The 16,545-nt window shown below is 51.9% G+C and carries 14 protein-coding genes and 2 pseudogenes; 6 read left to right on the top strand and 10 right to left on the bottom strand.

All coding sequences use genetic code 11. From position 1 onward, the window contains the following. Positions 1-27 precede the first annotated feature (27 nt). Positions 28-759: a carbonic anhydrase gene (locus A462_RS00310; RefSeq protein WP_003214859.1), complete on the bottom strand. Its 732-nt coding sequence runs from the start codon at positions 757-759 to the stop codon at positions 28-30. A 196-nt stretch (positions 760-955) separates the two neighbouring features. Continuing rightward, positions 956-1,792: pseudogene (locus A462_RS00315) on the bottom strand (PA0069 family radical SAM protein); the annotation flags it as partial. A gap of 37 nt (positions 1,793-1,829) precedes the next feature. Here A462_RS00315 and A462_RS34020 point away from each other — a divergent pair. Both A462_RS34020 and A462_RS00325 read left to right on the top strand, forming a co-directional pair. After that, entirely contained in the window at positions 1,830-3,560 is a 1,731-nt protein-coding gene (locus A462_RS34020) for a recombinase family protein (RefSeq protein ID WP_083853272.1), read from the top strand. Positions 3,561-3,951: 391 nt separating this feature from the next. Further along, the gene (locus tag A462_RS00325; RefSeq protein ID WP_157222901.1) at positions 3,952-5,421 is read left to right on the top strand and encodes a hypothetical protein; all 1,470 of its coding nucleotides are present in this window, start codon (positions 3,952-3,954) and stop codon (positions 5,419-5,421) included. Between the two features lie 242 nt (positions 5,422-5,663). Here A462_RS00325 and A462_RS34535 read toward each other — a convergent pair whose 3' ends face one another. The 3 genes and pseudogenes from A462_RS34535 to A462_RS00330 all read right to left on the bottom strand — a co-directional run. Then, entirely contained in the window at positions 5,664-6,053 is a 390-nt protein-coding gene (locus A462_RS34535) for a hypothetical protein (protein ID WP_157222900.1), read from the bottom strand. A 3-nt stretch (positions 6,054-6,056) separates the two neighbouring features. Continuing rightward, positions 6,057-6,593, bottom strand: a complete 537-nt coding sequence (locus A462_RS0132870) for a helix-turn-helix domain-containing protein (RefSeq protein WP_177325590.1) — start codon at positions 6,591-6,593, stop codon at positions 6,057-6,059. Between the two features lie 643 nt (positions 6,594-7,236). Then, positions 7,237-7,473: pseudogene (locus tag A462_RS00330) on the bottom strand (PA0069 family radical SAM protein); the annotation flags it as partial. 287 nt (positions 7,474-7,760) lie between these two features. Between A462_RS00330 and A462_RS00335 the strand changes: the two are divergent. Next, a complete protein-coding gene (locus A462_RS00335; RefSeq protein WP_173406106.1) occupies positions 7,761-7,946 on the top strand; it encodes a hypothetical protein in 186 nt (61 codons plus the stop codon). Positions 7,947-8,000: 54 nt separating this feature from the next. Here A462_RS00335 and A462_RS00340 read toward each other — a convergent pair whose 3' ends face one another. From A462_RS00340 to A462_RS00350, 3 genes are read right to left on the bottom strand one after another with little or no spacing between them, the layout of a single operon-like run. Beyond that, complete coding sequence (locus A462_RS00340) at positions 8,001-9,284, bottom strand: cytochrome c (RefSeq protein WP_008439606.1); 1,284 nt, start codon at positions 9,282-9,284, stop codon at positions 8,001-8,003. A gap of 12 nt (positions 9,285-9,296) precedes the next feature. After that, on the bottom strand, positions 9,297-11,081 hold the full coding sequence (locus A462_RS00345; protein WP_003214867.1) for a GMC family oxidoreductase: 1,785 nt from the start codon (positions 11,079-11,081) through the stop codon (positions 9,297-9,299). A gap of 2 nt (positions 11,082-11,083) precedes the next feature. Next, a complete protein-coding gene (locus tag A462_RS00350) occupies positions 11,084-11,824 on the bottom strand; it encodes a gluconate 2-dehydrogenase subunit 3 family protein (RefSeq protein ID WP_008439605.1) in 741 nt (246 codons plus the stop codon). A 283-nt stretch (positions 11,825-12,107) separates the two neighbouring features. Here A462_RS00350 and A462_RS00355 point away from each other — a divergent pair, with 283 nt between their 5' ends. After that, positions 12,108-12,794 (top strand): tyrosine-protein phosphatase, encoded by a 687-nt coding sequence (locus A462_RS00355; RefSeq protein WP_008439601.1) that lies wholly within the window; start codon positions 12,108-12,110, stop codon positions 12,792-12,794. Between the two features lie 27 nt (positions 12,795-12,821). On the opposite strand, the gene A462_RS00360 is transcribed toward A462_RS00355, so the two are convergent. After that, positions 12,822-13,094 carry a YheV family putative zinc ribbon protein gene (locus A462_RS00360; RefSeq protein ID WP_003214872.1) on the bottom strand — a complete coding sequence of 91 codons (273 nt, stop codon included), beginning with the start codon at positions 13,092-13,094 and terminating at the stop codon, positions 12,822-12,824. After that, positions 13,091-15,190, bottom strand: coding sequence for an oligopeptidase A (prlC, locus tag A462_RS00365; protein WP_173406107.1), 2,100 nt, complete (start codon positions 15,188-15,190; stop codon positions 13,091-13,093). Before prlC ends, A462_RS00360 begins: the two co-directional genes overlap by 4 nt. Before the next feature lie 54 nt (positions 15,191-15,244). Between prlC and A462_RS00370 the strand changes: the two genes are divergently transcribed. After that, positions 15,245-15,787 (top strand): gamma carbonic anhydrase family protein, encoded by a 543-nt coding sequence (locus A462_RS00370; protein ID WP_003214876.1) that lies wholly within the window; start codon positions 15,245-15,247, stop codon positions 15,785-15,787. A gap of 11 nt (positions 15,788-15,798) precedes the next feature. Then, positions 15,799-16,452 carry an HAD family hydrolase gene (locus tag A462_RS00375; RefSeq protein ID WP_008439600.1) on the top strand — a complete coding sequence of 218 codons (654 nt, stop codon included), beginning with the start codon at positions 15,799-15,801 and terminating at the stop codon, positions 16,450-16,452. Positions 16,453-16,545: the final 93 nt, after the last annotated feature.

Genomic DNA, 16,545 nt, shown 5'->3' with positions numbered 1-16,545 from the left:
CATCGCGTTACCCGACAGGGGATTGTTTTAGAAGCGCGCTTTAGGCGTCGCGGATGGAATCGGCTGGGTACCGTTCAAGGGCAGGAACGCTGCCTGATCCGCATCGTAGGCCCTGATTTCGCTGGTCTCGATGTCGTAGACCCAGCCATGGATAAACAAATGCCCGTTGGCCATGCGCGAGGCCACGGAGGGATGAGTGCGCAGGTGCTGCAGTTGGGCGATCACGTTTTCTTCGGTCAGCACGTGCATGCTTTCGTGTTCGTTGGCGCAATCGCAGTTGTCCTGGACCATGGTCTTGGCGACTTCGGCGTGGCGCAGCCAGGCCTTTACCGTGGGCATTTTTTCCAGGCTTTGGGGGTTGAGCACCGCGCGCATGGCGCCGCAGTCGGAGTGGCCGCAAATGATGATGTGCTGCACACCAAGGGCCAGTACCGCGTACTCGATAGCCGTTGAAACACCGCCGTTCATCTGCCCATAAGGCGGCACGACGTTACCGACGTTACGGGTCACGAACAAATCCCCAGGGGAGCTATGGGTGATCAGTTCGGGAACGATGCGCGAGTCGGCGCAGGTAATGAACATCGCCCGCGGGCTCTGGGCCGTGGCAAGTTTTTTGAAGAGCTCTTCCTGCTGGGGGAAGATCTCGTTATGGAAATGCAAAAAGCCTTCAACGATGTGCTGCAGCGCTGCATCGGCGGATTCCGCCTCGTGAGGGGCTGAAGCCGACGCAGCCAACGGCTGTTTATCCTTGTCACTCATAATTCATCCTCTTGGTTGGAGCAGGGGAGTTTTCCAGTGCGGCCGGCGCCCAAACTGAAGCGCCGACTCATTAGTCACTCGATGAACAAGGTACCCGCCGAAACTTAACTCAAACTGAATGAGCCGCTCTAGATCGGGGCTTTCAGTGATATCAAAACGCGACTATTGCTACAGAAAAGTATGCTTATCCGGCAGTTTACAATAAAGCCATCTGTCTGCCCGGCGGACAAAACGCCGTGCAGTCCAGATTAAACCCTTCCCGCCGGTTGAGCCCCAATCGTTTGATCGCCTTGGCGAAACGTTGCGCCAGCAAATCGGCAAACGGCCCTTCGCCACGCATGCGTACACCGAAGCGGCTGTCGTAGACCTCACCGCCGCGCACCTGCCGCACCAGGCTCATCACATGGGCCGCGCGCTGCGGGTAATGGGCCGACAGCCATTCCTCAAACAGCGGCGCCACTTCCAAAGGCAAACGCAGCATCATGTACGCCGCACTCTGTGCCCCCGCGGCATGAGCTTCGGCCAGCAGGCTTTCCAGCTCGCTGTCGTTGATCATCGGGATCATCGGCGAACACAGCACGCCCACCGGGATCCCCGCCTCACGCATCACCCGGATCGCCCGCAGCCGGGCCTTGGGCGCAGCCGTGCGCGGTTCGAGGATGCGCTTGAGTTCATCGTCCAGGCTGGTGAGGCTGATCATCACCGCCACCAGCCGCTGCTGCGCCAACTCGGTCAGCAGGTCGAGGTCCCGCAGGATCAGCGAGCCCTTGGTAATGATCGTCACCGGATGACGGTAGCGCAGCAGCACTTCGAGGGTTTGCCGGGTGATCTTGTACTCGCGCTCGATGGGCTGGTACGGGTCGGTGTTGGAGCCCAGGTTGATCGGCGCGCAGGTGTAGCCCGGTTTCGACAGTTGCTGCTCAAGCACGTCGGCGGCGTTGGTCTTGGCGATCAGCTTGGTTTCGAAGTCCAGCCCCGGCGACAGGTCCCAATACGCGTGGCTGGGCCGCGCATAGCAGTAGATACACCTGTGCTACGCTATAAGACACTCACTGCTCGGTATCCCAGCTATGCAACGAAAATGCTATTCATACGTCCGTTTTTCTCATAAAAAACAAGAGCTTGGAACGTCATTTGCTCGACAAAGTGATATTCAGCATTTCGTAGAGAAACACAATCTCATAGTTGATACGAAGCTTGAAGATTTGGGCGTTTCAGCATTCAGGGGCAAAAACTCACAAAAAGGTCAGTTGGGCGATTTCATTGACCTTGTTGAAAATGGGCTGATTGAAGAAAATTCGATTTTGCTGATTGAAAACTTCGACCGTCTTTCAAGGCAGAAAGTAATTAAATCAACGCAGATATTTATCAACCTACTGAACCGAGGGGTAGATATAGCCGTTCTTGACACCGGGAAAATTTACTCCAAAAACACCCTACTATCATCAGATTTTTTCATTGCAGTGATTGAGTTTGAAAGGGCCAACGCCGAGTCATCGAGAAAAAGCGACTTTACAAGCTCGGCTTGGAATATTCATCGTGATGAAATGCGAAAAACAAAAGCTGTTAAAACACGTAAAACTCCGTCTTGGATAGGTGTTTCAGGAGTAGTAAAAGCTCGCCCTGGTGATGAACCAGCAAAATTCTTTGTGATAGAAAAAGAAGCTATTAAAATTAGAAAGATTTTCGATTTGGCTTTATCCAAAGGTTTAAGTGAAACAGCAATGGCTGTTAATAAATGGCTTGAACCAAATGAACCAAAATACTCTATTCATCAAATCCAATATCTGCTAAAAAATAGAAAGGTTATTGGCGAACATCAGCCAATGAAATTTCACGAAAGTGAAATGGGACAGATGAAGCTAATGCCAGAAGGTCCAACAATTCAAGACTATTACCCCTCAATTGTAGATAAAGCCATTTTTGAAGAAGTTCAAGAAAAAATATTGGGAAGAAAACCTTTCTCTGGACGATTCAATAAATCACGTTTGAATATCTTTCAAGGATTTATTACTTGTTATCATTGCGGCGGAACTGTTCGATTTATAGATAAATCAGGAACAAGCAGAGAAAACAAACAATACCTTGTTTGTACTAACAGCATGACAGGAAAATGCACACTAGGTAAACGCCTCACCTACAACGCAAGTCAAGCAATGCAATTTTTCTTTGAAAAAACAGACCGGTTAAATCTATCCGAAATTTTTGAAAATGATGAAAATATTTTACGTCTCAATAACTCAATCAAAGATGCTGAAAGAGCTTTAAAAAATACAAACCATCAACTTGAACAGTTAAAAAAGCAAATCAGAGAAATGCTTCGCACTGGCAAAAATATATCTGACACATTGAACGAAATGCTTATCGAGTTTGAAACGTTGCAGCGTGAACAAATCAACACGCTAAAAAGGCTGAAAGAAGAAAAAGAAACGTCAGTAGCACAGATTGAAGTTTCTAGAAATTTCAATCAAGAAAATATTCTAGAACTGCTCAATGACAAGAGCGATGAAGCCACACGCAAAAGAATAAATATCAACAATCACCTCAAACAGATAATAGAAAATATCCAATTTTTTTGCCGGGGTTATTCAAAGAAAAATCCAGACACTGGGATTGAAGATAAACGCTCCACTTTAACTCCTACAATGATTGTGAGATTCAAAAATGGCGCTGTGCGAGTAATTGTAGAAAATGAAATGATTAAAGATATTGGAGAGTCGTCCGGTGGGGCTGAACTTTACCTAAATATTTTAGAAGATATGCACCAAACAATGATTTTGAAAAAGGTGCTGACAGTATAACCCCTTGGTAAGCCCTTTCCGTTGGACGATTAAAAATCGTCTAACGAAAAGGACTCAAATAAAAGTCAGCTTAAAAGTTGAAGTATGACATTCAAATGCTAATATATTAGTACAAGTGTAAAATGCGAAGTAATTAAGTAACTCGCTACACTATCCCCACACTTTTTTCGCTGCGCTCAAAAGTGAGGGAATAGTTAGCTCGCAATTGGTCATTGAGACAGAGGCAAAAGCAAAAAGCGAAAGTCAAAATCAAGGGCACTAAAAAATCTAAAACAGTAACGCTGTCGCTCATACTATTTTCGATTGTTTAGAAGTGAAACGAGTTATAAAAATTTAGCAATCTGCTAATTATTTTTCTAACACTTTCACTAAAATAACAACCGAGAAAACAATGAAAAACATAACAATATTTTACAGACAAATGAATTACAACAATATTGGCAAGGGTATCGCTACACTTCAAAAATCATTGAAACATTCGTTGAGAGTTACGCCCAACAACCCCACCAAAAATTTAGAATGGGATGATTCTAAATCCGCAAATAATCGAATTTATTTACCCGAAAAAGACGAAATTTTAATGTTAGATTCTCTCTCGCAAGAGGAAAGAGTTAACATTATTTCTAACATCATAGACGAGGTAAAAGTTAACAAAAAATCCAACTCTATTGACACAGAAAACAAAAATGACCTGGGCAAGTACAAAGCAAAACTAAACAAAATACTTAAATCATCAACTGACAATCCAGAGCTATATAACTATCTTAACAGTATCATAAACTCAAAAACCGAATTAGACAGTGAAAAAGAAAAAAATCATTTTGGTCAATTTGAATTAACAAGAAAGAACCAAAAGATTGAATGCCTCGGCAAATTTATAGACCTTCACAACAATGTTCTAAATCCAAAAAACACCAAAGAGATAGGACTAAATGAGGCAGTTATTCAAGAGGCTGTTTTTAAAATACCATCCCGAAATGAAGTCAAAGTACCTTTAAAAACACTAGTGAGGATACAATCGTCTTTCTACAATAAAAACTTCCCTGACTATCAAGTCAAAGCAATAGCAATTCACGCAGATGAATCTGACGAGCATTCTCATATATTCGTTTCAACGAAGAACAAAAAAACCAAAAAGCACGACTTACTAAAAGCACAATATAGGTTTGTTGAACAGAACATTGATGAAGAACGATTGAAGATTTTAAAAAACGAACCAAGCAGCTATAAACGCAAGAAGTTACAAGCCGAATATTTTCAAGTTCTTTTCTATGCCCATGCAAATCAAGCTCTTAATAAATTAGGATTAAATGCCCAAGTTTTAGAAAAGACAGAAGAAAATAAAGCCCGTATGAGGGTGATTGAAGAAGACGCAAAACGACCAAAAATTGAAAGGCAATTTAATTTCAACAACCTTCGAATAAAAAAACAAATGAATAATATTAGGAATTTAGATAAAAAAGAGAATCAGATAAAAAACAGCATTGTCGAGCTGGACAAAAAAGAAACAGCCAAGAAAAAAACTCTTGATAAGATGGACCAGGAGGAAATAACAAAACAAAATAAACTTGATGCGATGGACCAGAAGCTGGACAAACTAACTACCGCCGTTGAATTTATGACTGATAAGTATCACCGAATGAAAGACAGTCTCGAAAGTCTCGGGACATTAATCACCGATTTTGTAAGAGAGAAAATGAGTAGAATCAATACAGATAAACGCGAGATAGAAATTATAGCGAGAAGAAACAAGTTTCTCGAAGAGACTGACACACCAAAACCTTACAACGATATGGTTGAGGATATTGCTAATCAAGCTGAACATCGAGTGAGACCCAATATTTTGAAGTTTAAAGCCTAATTCGGGGTATTTACGCCCAAACGACGCATAGTCGTGGGCGTCCTATCTGGACACGATTAATCCAATTGACCCACAGGGTCAACAACATGAGTGAATCAGTAAGAGAGAATAGCCAAATCGCTTTTAATAGCTTTTGATTTTCTGCCCCCAACCGGGGGGTATGGGGGGGATAATACAAACATACAAAGTAAATAACGGCAGTACCTGCCGCAAACGAAAACAACTAGTAAAATTGAAGCGTTTTAGTAATACGGGTTTGTTGGTAAAGCATAAGTCTTAATAACAATGTCTTTGCTTAAATACTCGGGATTTCTCCAAAAATCTTCATCTCGCATTGTCCAGAGTGTTTTTGACTCTTCACAACTTCCGGTTTTAAAGTTAAAGCTGTGACTTATTTCCAGCGCCGTACTTCCTCTCTCATTAAGTTCGTCTTTGTTTTTACAATCATGAGCAGCAGCTTGATAAGCTTTTACAGACTCTTTTCGTTCTTTATCTGTCATTCTGTCTTTTGCTGAAACTTTATTTTCAATTACCGTTCCGACAGGAACATTGCTAGTCGAGTCAAAATACCCGACATTCACAGCAATACAAAGAGCACCTAATACTACAATAAACTTAAAGAAATCTTCCATAACTCACTTCAAGTTCAACATCTGTTTAATATTTTCATCAGACACATTGCTACGCTTTAGATTCTCAATTTTCTCTTTATCTAATGAACTCGACAGACCTTTTGCGCAAAAATTAGAATTAAAAAAGATATGCCCGTTGTTATCAATTAAAACCTTTTTTGTAATGAGCTCTTTCCAGGCTCTATTAACAGCACTTTTATCAAGCTTTAAATCTTTCGCAATTGTTGATTGTTTAAGACTTACCAAGTTTCCGTAATCCATCATTTTCAATATGTATATAACGACTTTAAACTCTGTCGGTTTTAAGTCTAACTGCAATAGATTTTCTGCAAATCCGATGAAAAACTGACCTAATATTACTTTTGGCTTATCTCTTTTTACACTTACACTAACGTTAATGTCAGATTTTTTATCTCCTAATAAATCATCCACAGCTTCTAACGTTTTTTCATTCAACTCTTTCTTTAAACATTCTTTTTGTAAAGCGCCAATACTCCCATCGTCATTTTCTATTTCTAAACCGCTCATTGAATCATTCATTAATGCACCTATTATGTTTATATAAATAGAGTAGCATTTGAATTGATAAAAAGTAGACGTAAGTGAGAAATAATTGTTTATTTTGAGAAAGCTCTCTCAAAACTTATCTATTCAGAAAAATAGTCATTTTTCATAGTTGATAAAATCGTCAACTCTGGTTGATAAAATCGTCAACTTGCAGTTGATTAAAAAATCAACTTCGGTTGATTAAATTATCAACTTTTATTTCTTGTAAGTATTGATTTTATTGGTGTTGAGAGGTTCTTAAGATGTAAGACTTTAATAAGACCTTTAAGAGGGAGGTAATTTACTATGCACATTAGAGATAAAAGTGCTTTAACTAAACAGTAGCATTTTATTTTTTAAATTCTTATTAAATTGAAAAGTTCTTAAATGTTTTAGCTGTTTTCGTTTGCGGCAGGTACTGCCGTAATTTACTTTTATGTTTTGTGAAATCCCCCCCATACCCCCCGGTTGGGGGCCAAAAGCAGAAAAGCATTAAAAGCTATTCGGCTAGCCCTGCTGGGTGATTCACCCATCTCTATGACCGTCGTACCGGCCCCTTCGGGCGACGGTCAAGGGGCAACCCATGCCCAGACAGCGCCCACGACTATGCGTCGTCTGGGCGGGGTCTTATCGCTTAATAGATACAACCATGCTCGCAGCCGCGATACGGGTTGATCGCCCGGTCAAACGGGATATCCGGCGAGCTGTTGCGGGTAATGATGGTTTTCGCGGTTTCGATACGGACTTCGGTGCCCTGGGTCTGTGGCACTTCCTGATACCAACCGTCGTCTTCCGCCACGCTGACGGTGGGCGCAAAACGGTTGTGCAGGTTGGTGGCCGTGCCGCGCCCGCGAGGCGGCAAAGGGACATTCATAGTCAGACCTCATAAACTGTATCCATATACAGTATTCGAGAAGATCGCTTTTCACCAGCACCACTGGGCGGCGCGGTCTAGCATCGACCTTCGCACGAACGGAATGACACCTTCCTACATGTAACCAAACAAGAAATAAATCGCGACATATGTGACATGGATAAAGTTATTAACACATCGCTATGATCACAACTTAACTCATTACCACCTACAGGATATTTATGTCTCAGGATGAACTACGCTTTACATGCGAAGACTTTGAAAAAGATAACAGCCCGGAAGTATTAATGGAGCGCTTTACCGACGGTAAACTGTCCTACGCCATGTATGCCTCTTCCTCCAACAGGGACGGGCACTACGACACCACCTCCACCACCACCGACCTGGATAACGACGGCGACTTCGATGAACAGGACAAGACCATCTTCCTGAACATGGCGAATAGCTTTGTAAAAACCTGCGCCCCTCGATAATTGATCGGCTAGTTGCCAGGCTTATATATAAAACTATAAACCTGGCAACTGACACTACTTCTCTGAAGTTTGATCAGCTTCGGTAGTTACTGCATCTTTTCGCAAGTCTTTCACTTGCGAAGCCTTTACAGGCTCTCCCTTATTACCCCAACTGCCCCGAACGAAACTGACCACATCCGCCACTTCCTGATCCGACAGCCGCCAGGCAAACGCCGGCATGGTGAAGGTCGAAGGTGCCGTATGCGTCGCCGGCAACGTGCCGCCGTTCAACACGATGTTGATCAGCGACGTCGCATCCGCCGTCTGCAATACCGGGTTGCCCGCCAGCGCCGGGAACACGCGGGTGTAGCCGTGGCCGTCGGTACGGTGGCACGCCGCGCAGTTGTCGATGTACACCGAGGCACCCGGCTTGCTGTCATCACCCTTCCACAGCGCATCGGCGACCTGCTTGTCGTACTGGTGCGGCTGATCCTTGGGATCCACCGCCGGCAAGCTCTTGAGGTAACGGGCGATAGCCGTCAGATCCTCTTCCGACATGTACTGCATGCTGTGGACCACAACGTCGCTCATGCCGCCAAACACCGCGCTGCGATCACTGCGCCCGGTCTTGAGGAATTGCACCAGTTGGTCTTCGCTCCAGCTACCCAGGCCGTCCTTGTGGTCGCCCCGCAGGCTTTTGGCAATCCAGCCTTCCAGCGGCGCACTGCCGGACAGGAAAGCGCTGCCATCCGACGCACTCAGGGATTTTTCCTGCATGGTCAGGGCCCGTGGTGTGTGGCAAGCGCCGCAGTGGCCGAGGCCTTCCACCAGATAAGCGCCACGGCTGATCACCGGATCGGCGCCCGCCTGGGCCTGGTAGTCCTCGACCTTGGGCGCAAACATCCAGCGCCATCCGGCCAACGGCCAGCGCATGCTCAACGGCCAGGGAATGTCGCTGTCCTTGTTCACCTGCGCCACCGGCTCCACGCCCTTCATGAAGTACGCGTACAGCGCCTGCATGTCGCTTTCGCTGACCCGCGCGTAAGACGGGTAGGGCATCGCCGGGTAAAGCGTACTACCGTTCTTGGCGACGCCATGGCGCACGGCCTGGTCGAAGTCTTCGAAGCTGTAGTCGCCCAGGCCGGTTTTATCCGGGGTGATGTTGGTGGAGTAGATGGTGCCGATCGGGGTTTCCATCGGCAGGCCACCGGCGAACGGTTTGCCGCCCTTGGCGGTGTGGCAGGCCACGCAGTCACCGGCGCGCGCCAGGTATTCACCCTGTTTGACCAGATCGGTTTCAGCCGCACTCACCGAGCAGCTGCTGAACAAAGCCAGGGACGCGATAACAAATGCTTTCATGGTCATCGCTCCTTATGCCTGAACCAGTGGGCCGGGGTTTTTCAGGTACTGCTCGCGAATTGCCCGCGCCGACCAGTAGGTCAGCGCCGCCACCAGGCCCGTAGGGTTGTAGCCCAAGCCTTGTGGGAACGCGGAAGCGCCCGGGACAAACACGTTGTGTACGTCCCAGCACTGCAGGTAGCGGTTCAAGGCACTGGTTTTCGGGTCGGTGCCCATGATCGCGCCACCGTTGAGGTGGGTGGTCTGGTAGGACGCGGTGTTGAAGTGCTCGCCCACCTTTTTGCCCAGCAAGGCAATCGCCTTGGGGTTCATCGCTTCGGCGATCTTGCTCATTTTTTCGACCATGAAGCGGTTCATCTTGATGTCGTTTTCCTGCCAGTCGAAGGTCATGCGCAGCAGCGGCAGGCCGTAGGCATCGCGGTAAACCGGGTCCAGGTCGAGGTAGTTGCCACGGTAGGATTGGTGGGCGCCATGGGCATCCATCGACACCTGGTGAGTGTAGTAATCAGCCGTGGCGCGCTTCCACGCACTGCCCCAGGCCGGCGTGCCCGGCGGGTTGGAGGTACCCGCAATCGGCCGGCTGCCCGCCTGGTTGACCCACATCGGCGAGCCGCCCACAAAGCCGTGCGGCCCATGGTCGAAGTTGTCGGCGTTGAAGTCATCGACCGCCACGCCATTGCCGCCGGCACCGATGAAGTTGTTGGTGTGCACGTCCTTGTCGAAGAACGCCTTGATGGTGGCCATGTTCTGGTAGGCGAAGTTGCGGCCCACCACGCCCTCACCGGAGATCGGGTCGTAGGGTTTGCCGATGCCCGACAGCAGCATCAGGCGCACGTTGTTGAACTGGAAGGAACCGAGGATCACCAGGTCCGCCGGCTGCTCGCATTCCCGCCCCTGGGCGTCGACATACGTCACGCCGGTCGCCTTGCTCCTGGTGCTGTCGAGATTGACCTTCAGCACGTGGGAATTGGGCCGCAGTTCGAACTTGGGTTCCTGGCGCAAGGCCGGCAGGATGTTCACGTTCGGCGAAGCCTTGGAATACATGTAGCAGACATAACCGCTGCAGAAGCCGCAGAAGTTGCACGGGCCCATCTGGGCGCCGTAAGGGTTGGTGTACGGCCCCGATGTATTCGCGGAAGGCAGGTTGTAGGGCTTGTACCCCACGGCCGTGGCGGCCTTCTGGAACAGCTGTGCGGAGACTGTGTTCTTCTGCGATTCCAGCGGGAAGTGATTGGAGCGATCCGGTGCGTAAGGGTTGCCGCCCTTGCCTTCGCCCACCAACTGGCCTTTCACCGTCCAGGCTTGCCCGGAGGTGCCGAAGACTTTCTCGGCATAGTCGAAAAATGGCTCCAGCTCTTCATAGCTGACGCCGAAATCCTGGATGGTCATGTCCTTGGGAATGAAGTTTTTCCCGTAGCGCTCTTCGTAATGGCTACGCATGCGCAACTCGATCGGGTCCACCCGAAAGTGCACGCCGGACCAGTGCAGGCCTGCACCGCCGACACCGTTGCCAGGCAGGAAAGCGCCCAGTTGGCGGTTGGGCATCGCCACGTCATTCACGCTATGGCGAATGGTCACGGTTTCCTTGGAGATGTCCTGGAAGAGCTTTTTACGCACGCTATAGGTCAGTTCGTCGATGACCTGGGGATAGTTGCCGTCCGGGTAGGTGTCCTGCATCGGGCCGCGCTCCAGCGCTACCACGTTGAGGCCAGCTTCCGTCAGCTCCTTGGCCATGATCGCGCCGGTCCAGCCAAAGCCGACAATCACTGCATCCACTTTCTTCATGATGGTCGCCACGTTTACGCCCTCTCGCCACGGATCGAAACAGCCGGGAAGGGGTATTGCTCGTTGCGTTCAACCCAATCCATGAAATCGGCGCGGGCGCCGGGGAAGCCGATCATGGTCCAGCCGACCATGCCTTTGTTGCCACCGTGGACCGGGTCGCAAAAGAACCCTTCCTTGGTGTTTTGCAGCAACAGATTGAAGAAAATCTTCGGCGGGACGCTGTCGAATTGCGCGTCGCCGGCCTCCAGGCGCTGCAACAACTTTTCCTGGGTAGCGCTGTCTTGCTCGGCAAATAGCTTACCGTTCATCGCTTTCGACCAGGCATCCGTGGCAGCAATGCCCAGGCGATAGATCTCCTTGGGCACCAATTTGCTCTGCCAGCCCATTTCAGGCGGCGCGTCGGCATTGAACGGGCCTTGCATGAACCACAGGGCACCCGCCGCGTACGGCGTGTTCATCTGACGGTCGATGTATTCCGGCGCGCCGGCTTCCAGGGCGCCTGGGCCCTGGTCGTCCGCCGGGATCAGGCGCGCAACGGCCGCGTTGATAAAGGCCCATTCCTCGGCAGTGAAATAGCTCGGCTCATAGGTCTTGCTGCTGACGGGCGACTTCTCCGGGCTGGCTTGAGCCGGTTCGGGAACCGCCATCAGCATCGAACCGCCCAGGCCCGTGCTGGCGACAGTGACCACGGGGATCAAGGTCAAGGATTTGCGTAAAAACTCACGCCGGGGGTTGTCTTGATCTTGATCAGACATGGTGGCACCTCATCATGTGGTCACGGATTTATCAGCCGCTTCGAGGAACGACTTATAGTTTTGGCAGTAAATGGGATCCAAAGGACCCACGGGGATAGAACACAGCAGCAATCAATAGTTACAAAGGATAGCAGGCTAAGGATCGGGGAAAATCGATTCAGCGCGAAAAAACCTGCTCGGAGCCGGCTTATTCACGATTCTTTGACGAGCACCTCACGCGGCATTGACCCCCTGTAGGCGAATCTGGGCCCCATCAGCCCCTTCCTATTCGGTTACATCGCGCATGTTCAAGAATCAATTGCTGCCTGCCCTCAGCCTCGTGTTCATGGCGTTGTTCACCACCGCACCGTCCCAGGCCGAAGAGCTCACGCCCATCCGTTCATCGGAATGGGCCCAGCCTGTGGGCAATCAATACAACCTGTATCAAATGACGCCGACGCTCTATCGCAGCGCGCTGCCGGATAGCGGTGCTGTTCCTGTATTGGAAAAGCTCAAGATCGGTACGGTGATCAACTTTCTGCCCGAGTCCGATGCCAAGTGGCTGAAATCACCCGGTATCAACCAGGTGCAATTGTCCTATCGCACCAACCATGTCGATGACGCCGATGTGCTCGCAGCGTTGCGTGCGATTCAGGATGCCGAAGCCAACGGCCCGGTGCTGATGCACTGCAAACACGGCTCCGACCGCACTGGCCTGGTGGCGGCGATGTATCGGGTGGTGATTCAGGGATGGAGCAAGGAAGATGCGCTGAACGAAATGACCTTGGGCGGCTTTGGCGCCAGTAGCGGCTTCAAGGACGGCGTTCGCTACATGATGAAGGCGGATGTCGACAAGTTACGCACTGCACTGGCCAACGGCGAATGCAGCACCAGCGCCTTTGCGCTGTGCTCGATGAAAAGCTGGCTGAATACCGCGGACAACGCCAAAGACCCGGCCGAGGAAAAAACCGCCTGGGTGGTCGCTCCCTGAGCCATCAACCCAGGGAGCGCTTCACGATCAGTCTTTCTTCAGCTTCGGATTAGGGAAGAACTGCACCGCTTGCACCTTGGGGTCCGGTGCTTTCAACGCCGACGTATTGACCCGCGTACCCAATTCCTTGGGCACTGACAGACCTTGTTCATTCAGCGTGTCGGAATAGCCGCAAGCCACGCATTCGCGGTGCGGAACATCGTCCTCGCTCCACATCATCAACTTGTCCGGCTCGCTGCACGCCGGGCAGACTGCCCCGGCGATAAAGCGTTTTTTGGTTTTCACAGGTGCTTCACTCATGCTGCCGCGTCCTCACTCAGGCCGCTGTGGCGCAAGAGTGCGTCAATCGACGGCGCCCGTCCGCGGAAATCGACGAACAGCACCATCGGTGCCTGGGAACCGCCACGGGCCAGGATCGCCTCGCGGAACGCTCGGCCAGTCTCGGCATTGAGTACGCCATCTTCTTCGAACTTGGAAAAGGCATCGGCCGACAGCACTTCCGCCCACTTGTAGCTGTAGTAACCCGCGGCGTAACCGCCAGCGAAGATATGCGCGAAGCTGTTGGGGAAGCGGTTGTAGGCGGGCGGACGCATCACCGACACCTCATCACGCACACCTTCCAGCACCTGCAGCACGCTGCGGCCATCGCCGTGGGTGGCGTGCAGCTCGAAGTCGAACAGCGAGAACTCCAACTGGCGAACCATCATCAGGCCGGACTGGAAGTTCTTCGCCGCGAGCATTTTTTCCAGCAGGTCCTGAGGCAGCGGCTCACCGGTTTCATAGTGACCGGAAATCAGCGCCAGGCCTTCCGGCTCCCAGCACCAGTTCTCCATGAACTGGCTCGGCAACTCCACCGCATCCCAGGCCACGCCGTTGATGCCGGACACGCCGGCGTGCTCGACACGGGTCAACAGGTGGTGCAGGCCGTGGCCGAATTCGTGGAACAGCGTGGTCACTTCATTGTGGGTCAGCAGGGCAGGCTTGCCGCTGTCGGCCGGGGTGAAGTTGCACACCAGGTTGGCCACCGGGCTTTGCAGCACGCCATCAACCGTGCGGCGACGGTCACGGGCGCCGTCCATCCAGGCACCCCCACGCTTGTTGGCGCGGGCATACAGGTCGAAGAAGAAGCGGCCGACGTGCTGGCCGTTTTCCTTGATTTCGAACAGGCGAACATCCGGGTGCCAGGTGTCGAAGCCTTTCTGCTCGGCGATCTCGATGCCATACAGGCGTTGCACGATGGCGAACAGGCCGCTGAGTACCTTGTCGATCGGGAAGTAGGCGCGCAGGGCTTCCTGGGAAACGCTGTAACGCTGCTCACGCAGTTTTTCGCCGTAGAAACCGCTGTCCCAGCTTTGCAGGTCCGCGCAGCCTTGTTCGGCGGCATAGGCCTTGAGCTGTTGCAGGTCCTGGGTGGCAAACGGCTTGCTGCGCTTGGCCAGGTCACGCAGGAAGCTCAGCACCTGGTCGCTGGACTCGGCCATTTTGGTGGCCAGGCTCAGCTCGGAGAACGAGGCGAAGCCCAGCAGTTGCGCCAGCTCCTGACGCAGGTCGAGGATCTGTTCCATGACCGGGCCGTTATCGTTCTGACCGGCATTCGGGCCTTGGTCCGACGCGCGGGTGCAGTAGGCTGCGTAGATTTCTTCACGCAGGGCGCGGTCGTGGGCGTAGGTCATCACCGCGTAGTAGCTTGGGAATTCCAGGGTGATCAGCCAGCCGTCGAGGCCCTTGGCCTGGGCAGCCGCAGCCATTTGCGCCTTGGAGGAATCGGTCAGGCCGGCGAGGGTTGCTTCGTCAGTGACGTGCTTGGTCCAGGCCTGGGTGGCATCGAGCAATTGGTTGGAGAACTTGCTGCCCAGTTCGGAGAGCTTGCTCTGCACTTCGGCATAACGCTTTTGCTGCTCAGGCGGCAAATCGATACCCGACAGACGGAAGTCCCGCAGGGAGTGTTCCAAGATGGTTTTTTGCGCCACGTCGAAGCCGGCGGCTTCCGGGCTGTTGGCCAGGGCGTCGAAGGCCTGGAACAACTCGCGGTTCTGGCCCATCTCGGTGGAGTAGGCGCTCAGTGCCGGCAGGCACGCCTCGTAGGCTTCTCGCAGTTCGGCGCTGTTGCACACGGCATTCAGGTGGCTGACCGGGCTCCAGGCGGCACCCAGGCGGTCATTGAGTTCGTCCATGGCCAGGACCAGCCCGGCCCAGGTCGGATTTTTACCCTGGCTTTGCAGGATGCCTTCGATGGCGACGCGGTTGTCGGCGAGGATCTGTTCAATGGCCGGCTGTACGTGCTCGGCACGGATCGCCGAGAACGGCGGCAGGTCGTAGGACTGCAGAAGAGGGTTGTTCGCGCTCACGGTTGGCACCTTGGCTGAAGAAACATGTAAGAACAAAGATGGGGCCATCTTAATTACAATCAACGCCCACCGCAGCTATCAGCAGAAGAGAGAGAGCCTATCGTGACCCTTCGCACCTACCAGAATCACACGCCGGCCCTGGCCGCCGGGGCTTTCGTCGATGCATCGGCGGTGGTGATCGGCGACGTCGAAATCGGCACCGACAGCTCGGTATGGCCGCTGACGGTGATCCGCGGCGACATGCACCGCATCCGCATCGGTGCGCGCACCAGCGTGCAGGACGGCTGCGTGCTGCACATTACCCACGCAGGCCCCTTCAATCCTGATGGTTTCCCGCTGCTGATCGGCGACGATGTGACCATTGCCCACAAGGTCATGCTGCATGGCTGCACGGTAGGCAGTCGGATCCTGATCGGCATGGGCAGCATTGTGATGGACGGCGCCGTGGTGGAAGACGAGGTGATCATCGGCGCCGGCAGCCTGGTGCCGCCGGGCAAGAAACTTGAGAGCGGTTTTTTGTATGTTGGCAGCCCGGTTAAACAAATCCGCCCGCTGACTGACAAGGAACGGGCATTTTTCACCTACAGCGCCGCGAACTACGTAAAGCTCAAAGACCTGCACCTGGCCGAAGGCTTCGACCAATGACAAGGACACCCATGCATTACCAGACCGTTTTGTTCGACCTCGATGGCACCCTCACCGACCCGCGCGAAGGCATCACCCGCTCGATCCAGTACGCCCTCGCCAAACTGGGGATCGATGAGCCGGACCTGACCAAACTTGAGCACTTTATCGGCCCGCCGCTGCTGCAAGCGTTCATGCAGTTTTATGGCTTCGACGAAGCCAAGGCCTGGGAGGCGGTGAATTTCTACCGCGAGCGCTTCAAGGTCACCGGCCTGTACGAAAACCGCGTGTTCGACGGCGTGATGCCGCTGCTTGAGGAATTGAATGGCCAGGGCCGTCAGCTGTATGTAGCCACGTCCAAGCCTTGGGTATTTGCCCGGGAAATCGCCCGGCATTTTGATTTCGCCAAGCACTTCAAGGTGATCTACGGCAGCGAGCTGGACGGCACGCGCACCAACAAGGTCGAGTTGATCGCCCACCTGATGGCGCAAGAAAGCCTGGACCCGGCCAGCACCTTGATGATTGGCGACCGCAAGCACGACCTGATCGGGGCCCGCAGCAATGGGCTGGATTCGGCGGCGGTGGGTTATGGGTTTGGCAGCCGTGAAGAGCTGAGTGCCGAGGCGCCGACCTGGCATTTCGAAACGTTGGCCGAGATGCATCAGGCGTTTTTGCAACGGCCTTGAATGCGCTATCGCAGGCAAGCCAGCTCCCACATTTGATCACGGTCGGCCAAGACAACTCAGTCAAATGTGGGAGCCGGGCTTGCCCGCGATGAG

This window comes from Pseudomonas sp. Ag1, assembly GCF_000278565.1.
Classification (GTDB): Bacteria; Pseudomonadota; Gammaproteobacteria; order Pseudomonadales; family Pseudomonadaceae; genus Aquipseudomonas.
The sequence above is the reverse complement of the archived record's forward strand: the minus strand, read 5'-3'. Positions and strand labels throughout refer to the sequence as shown.

Excerpts from the sequence above, each read along its gene's own strand:
- A462_RS00310 (WP_003214859.1), bottom strand. The coding sequence starts at position 759 with ATGAGTGACAAGGATAAACAGCCGTTGGCTGCGTCGGCTTCAGCCCCT.
- A462_RS34020 (WP_083853272.1), top strand. The coding sequence starts at position 1,830 with ATGCAACGAAAATGCTATTCATACGTCCGTTTTTCTCATAAAAAACAA.
- A462_RS00325 (WP_157222901.1), top strand. The coding sequence starts at position 3,952 with ATGAAAAACATAACAATATTTTACAGACAAATGAATTACAACAATATT.
- A462_RS34535 (WP_157222900.1), bottom strand. The coding sequence starts at position 6,053 with ATGGAAGATTTCTTTAAGTTTATTGTAGTATTAGGTGCTCTTTGTATT.
- A462_RS0132870 (WP_177325590.1), bottom strand. The coding sequence starts at position 6,593 with ATGAATGATTCAATGAGCGGTTTAGAAATAGAAAATGACGATGGGAGT.
- A462_RS00335 (WP_173406106.1), top strand. The coding sequence starts at position 7,761 with ATGGAGCGCTTTACCGACGGTAAACTGTCCTACGCCATGTATGCCTCT.
- A462_RS00340 (WP_008439606.1), bottom strand. The coding sequence starts at position 9,284 with ATGAAAGCATTTGTTATCGCGTCCCTGGCTTTGTTCAGCAGCTGCTCG.
- A462_RS00350 (WP_008439605.1), bottom strand. The coding sequence starts at position 11,824 with ATGTCTGATCAAGATCAAGACAACCCCCGGCGTGAGTTTTTACGCAAA.
- A462_RS00355 (WP_008439601.1), top strand. The coding sequence starts at position 12,108 with ATGTTCAAGAATCAATTGCTGCCTGCCCTCAGCCTCGTGTTCATGGCG.
- A462_RS00360 (WP_003214872.1), bottom strand. The coding sequence starts at position 13,094 with ATGAGTGAAGCACCTGTGAAAACCAAAAAACGCTTTATCGCCGGGGCA.
- prlC (WP_173406107.1), bottom strand. The coding sequence starts at position 15,190 with ATGGCCCCATCTTTGTTCTTACATGTTTCTTCAGCCAAGGTGCCAACC.
- A462_RS00375 (WP_008439600.1), top strand. The coding sequence starts at position 15,799 with ATGCATTACCAGACCGTTTTGTTCGACCTCGATGGCACCCTCACCGAC.